General features: G+C 35.0%; 3 protein-coding genes. 2 read left to right on the forward strand and 1 reads right to left on the reverse strand.

Features of this window, described 5'->3' with window-relative positions; all coding sequences use genetic code 11:
• Window positions 1-587: 587 nt before the first annotated feature.
• A complete protein-coding gene (locus V7150_RS26445; protein ID WP_335524275.1) occupies window positions 588-1,949 on the reverse strand; it encodes a PLP-dependent aminotransferase family protein in 1,362 nt (453 codons plus the stop codon).
• A 173-nt stretch (window positions 1,950-2,122) separates the two neighbouring features.
• Here V7150_RS26445 and blaOXA point away from each other — a divergent pair, with 173 nt between their 5' ends.
• Window positions 2,123-2,917: a class D beta-lactamase gene (gene blaOXA / locus V7150_RS26450; protein WP_335524278.1), complete on the forward strand. Its 795-nt coding sequence runs from the start codon at window positions 2,123-2,125 to the stop codon at window positions 2,915-2,917.
• A gap of 71 nt (window positions 2,918-2,988) precedes the next feature.
• Window positions 2,989-3,411 (forward strand): hypothetical protein, encoded by a 423-nt coding sequence (locus V7150_RS26455; protein WP_335524280.1) that lies wholly within the window; start codon window positions 2,989-2,991, stop codon window positions 3,409-3,411.
• Window positions 3,412-3,767 lie beyond the last annotated feature (356 nt).

Consider the following 3,767-nt stretch of genomic DNA (forward strand, 5'->3'; position numbering starts at 1 on the left):
ATTTTAAGTAAAAGAATGAATAATTGATAATTTAAAGAAGAAATAACAAATTCCGGATACAAAGAAGTGTATTTACTTATTCCGTAATTTTAGCAGATAGAAGTTATGTTTACTATTCAAGAATCGGGCGCGATTGTGGAACAACTTGGGAAGAAAATGATCAATCTAATTTGTATATAAATCAGTTTAAAGCTTTATTCTAAACCAACAAACGAATCTATAAATACATGTATTTATAGATTCGTTTGTTATTTGATATAAGGTTTCATAAAAAAAGTCTTGATAAAAAAAGTCTTGATAAAATGCTAACGATCGCTTTTGCTAGTTTAATCGTTACCATACTGTCATTTAACCATAAAAAAATAATTCACCCTTGAGTTAGGCTCAGGTGGATTATTTCCATCAAATTAAGTCAGTTACCTTTGAGGGAACTGTCTATTTCTGAACCGGACATGTAGCAGCATGGTCGGTCTTTTTTAATTTATGAATTTCTTAAGTTTATGATAACCAATGTTCGTGAACAAGAACTTTTCTTCTTTATAAAGCTTTATGTTTACATTGTCTGTTTTTTATATTGATGGGTGGATTTAATTTAAGACATTTATCCTCGTAGTGAGTTTCATAATTGCTTTGGCAATTTTTTGAATACCCTGGTTTATCGCAGCATTCTCTACCTGAGAAACACTAAGACGGATTACATTTTCTTTTTTACATTCCTGCAAATACATCTTTTGTGCATTATCAACATCCACATCATCCATGATTAACTCGTTAATCAGCTGTTCAGCTTTCAGCGGATGAGGCAATTCAATTGTTGAGTAAAAACCGGATGTTGAACCGGTATAGGAAGCAGTAACCGGGAGATACTTCTTATAGGCTGTCTGTAATATTTCACCTTTTTCCCGGTATATTTTTCTGATCTTTTTTATGTGGGCATCAAACATCCCATTTTTCAAGTAGATTTCAAGCGCACCCTGGGTTAATACAGGAGTATGTAAATCTGCTGCATACTTAGCCTGTGAAAATGCACTTTTCATAGATTCAGGAATAACAGTTAGGCCAAGCCTTAAACCCGGCAGCAATACTTTTGAAAAGCTTTTTGTATAAATAACTCTACCTGAAGGGTCATAGGCAAACATCGGATCCTGCTTCAGGTTGAAATCAAGATCTCCCATATAATCATCTTCGATAATATAAACATCATACTTCTGAGCTAATTCTACCATCTTTTTCTTTTCTTTATTCGAGTAACTGTAGCCGGTAGGGTTATGAAATCTTGAAGTGGTGTAAAAGAACTTAATATCATGGTGTTTAAAAATTTCCTCTAGACGCTGCATATCTGCCCCCTGTTTTGTTATTTCGATTCCAAAAGCATTGGCATTTTGAACCTGGATGGACTCCACAAAGGCAGGGTGTGTAGGCTGTTCCACGCATATATTGGTTTTTCCATTTGGAAATGGCATCTCGACAAATAGATTCAGTGCTTGTTGCGATCCCGATACGACAAATATCCTGTCTGGTACCGTAAATACCTGTAAATTTTGTAAATGCCGGGCCAGTTCCACACGCAGGGAATACAATCCTTGAGCCTCAGAGTAAGTAAACATGTCCTCTTTATATAATTCAATGGCCTGGTTGATACAATGTTTAAAATCTTGATAAGGCATTGCTTGTTTATCAGGTCCTGCTGATAAAAAATCAATTTTCCCCTTCTTTTTGTCAGTTCTTTCACGCAATGGAAAGTCTTCTACTATATAATATCCACTCTTGGGCATGGAGTAGATTAAGTGCCTGTTTTCTAATTCCTGATAGGCTTTGATAACTGTGTTGTGACTGCAAGAATACTTCTTTGACAGAGCTCTTATAGAAGGTAATTTGCTCCCAGACACTAATATTCCTTGAGTTACCTGTTGTTCGATCAGTCCAACAATTTCCTGATATTTTTTCATTTTTCTTTCCAACCTTTCCAATCTGTAAGGGTACAAAGCAAGAAAACTGTTATTTCATTTCATAACTGGAAAAAGTATACTTTACACTATCAAACTAGTAAACTAATTTGAAATGGCAGTTGTGGAGGCCTACATTGCTGCCTGACTAGTCAAAAAACAAAGGAGAATAGACAATGAAACATGTAAAATGCTGGATAATTGCTATCGTCCTGCTTTTTACAGGAACCATATATGACCTTCCTGTAAAGGCTGAAAAAATGAATATAAAAGACTTGTCAGTTGAGGAAGAATTTGCAGGTACACAAGGTACGATTGTAGTGAAAAATTTAAAATCAGATAAAATCTATGTATATAACAAAGAGAGAAGCGGGGTGCGCTATACACCAGAGTCTACTTTTAAGGTACCAAATGCGTTAATAGGTTTGCAAACAAAAGCTGTAAAGGATGAATACGAAGTGAAGCGCTGGGATGGCGTGGTTCGTGAAATTCCAGAGTGGAACAAGGATCATACGCTAGCCTCAGGGATGAGACATTCCGTGATCTGGTATTATCAACAAATGGCTCGTGACATAGGTTTTGAACAAATGCAAACATACATGAAAAAAATCCATTTCGGTAACGGAGATATTAGCGGCGGTATAGACCATTTCTGGCTGGATAGCAGTCTGAAAATATCTGCACAGGAACAAGTTCAATTTATGGAGAATCTCGTAGAAGAAAAACTTCCATTTGGCAAGCAGGAAATGAGAACGGTTAAACGAATAATGATTAATGATGAAGCTGATTCGTATGTTCTTCATGGGAAAACGGGTACACGTTTGTCAGATTATGGGTTAGGCTGGTATGTAGGATATATCGAAACCGATAAAGCTGATTGGGTTTTTGCGACCAACGTGGATGGAAGCGGAACAAAAGCACGAAACATAACCATGGATGTTTTAGAAGAACTCAATATCATAGAAGAATAAGCAAACAATGCAGAATGTATGCTCATTCTTCAATGATGAGCATACATTCATGCAAAGGGAGGATACTGACATTGAGCAAACTGGCATACTCAAAGATCCTAGGACTAGTTTTAGGGATTTTACTGATTATTGCAGCGGTAGGGTATGGTGTACTGTTTTTGATTGGAACAGGTTTACAACAAGCGTTCGCTGCAGATATCGATAAAGCACCAACAGATAACTATATCTTCCTTAACCTCGTGATTATAGTTATCCTTGTTATTATTGGGTTAATTACCGCTAGAGGACCCTTTGCCTTTAAAAAAACCGCAGGTAAAGTAACATATGCTAGCTTTTGTTTTATTCTCGGGTTTCTTGGTCTTGTGTTTTTTTTCATTTCGTTAGGAGCATTAGGCGACCAGTTTGAATATTTAATTTTAGCAATTGGAATCATTTATTTTTTATTAGGTTATTTGATTATAAAGGAAAATAATCTTTTCAACAGGGAATTGTAAGTACTAGGAAGATTTCATCAGTAGAAGTGATTGAAAAGGAAAGCACCATTTTTTTTAGGTTTTATAATAGAAAATTTTGAAGCGAAATCTCAAATGATTTCGCTTTTTGCTTTTTTCTTTAGAAATGATGAGAATATCTAGCTTTCAAACTTATGTAATGAGGATAAATACATCTAAGAAAAATAGAATTTTAATTTTCGAACCGAACAAAATAATTAAAAAGTGATACTATTATTAATCAAATACAGAGGACATTGTCAATAACGAATTGGAGCTTAATCTTCTTTTCTAAAAAAGTTTCTTAGAAGTACAAGGAGGAAAATAAAATGCCAAATAAGAAGGATTATGAAAAAGGC

This window comes from Neobacillus drentensis (assembly GCF_036965245.1).
Classification (GTDB): Bacteria; Bacillota; Bacilli; order Bacillales; family Cytobacillaceae; genus Neobacillus; species Neobacillus drentensis_G.